The following is a 458-nucleotide window of genomic DNA, read 5'->3' as shown; positions in this document are numbered from 1 at the left end:
AAACAAACCATTTGGCTGCAACGGCACACCACATTGCGAACTGACAATACCGGCAATTGTCCAGCCTGTATTGGCGGCCTGAGCAATATTATTAAAATACAAACCGCTGCCAGCTATGTCCTTCATATCTTTAAAAATATCATCACCGTCAGAAAGCTTACCGAATGTCTCTTCAGCGCTTTCCGCATAAATCATAATAATATTCTTGCGCGCCTTATCTGCATGCAGCTTCAGATCAGCCGGTACCGCCTGATAATAAGGCAAGAGCTTATCGCCATCATTTTTATGCAAATAATAACTGCCGAATTCCGCCGTTACCGGTGTTAATAAAAACAAAGGCAGCGCCAGTAAGCGATCGGCATAATATAAGCGCACATCTCTTCTGGCGATATAATGAAACGACACCAGCAACATGGTTGCTACGGCAACATAACCGAGTGTTTCAACGATAATATCTG

At 43.4% G+C, this 458-nt stretch carries 1 protein-coding gene; it reads right to left on the bottom strand.

What is annotated here, in order from left to right; translation table 11 throughout:
• A partial coding sequence (locus tag HBA93_RS18615) for a hypothetical protein (protein WP_221724292.1) occupies positions 1-458 on the bottom strand: 458 nt, incomplete at both ends.

This window comes from Ochrobactrum sp. SFR4 (assembly GCF_019730395.1).
Lineage (GTDB): Bacteria > Pseudomonadota > Alphaproteobacteria > Rhizobiales > Rhizobiaceae > Pseudochrobactrum.
This window is presented reverse-complemented; position numbering and strand designations above follow the sequence as displayed.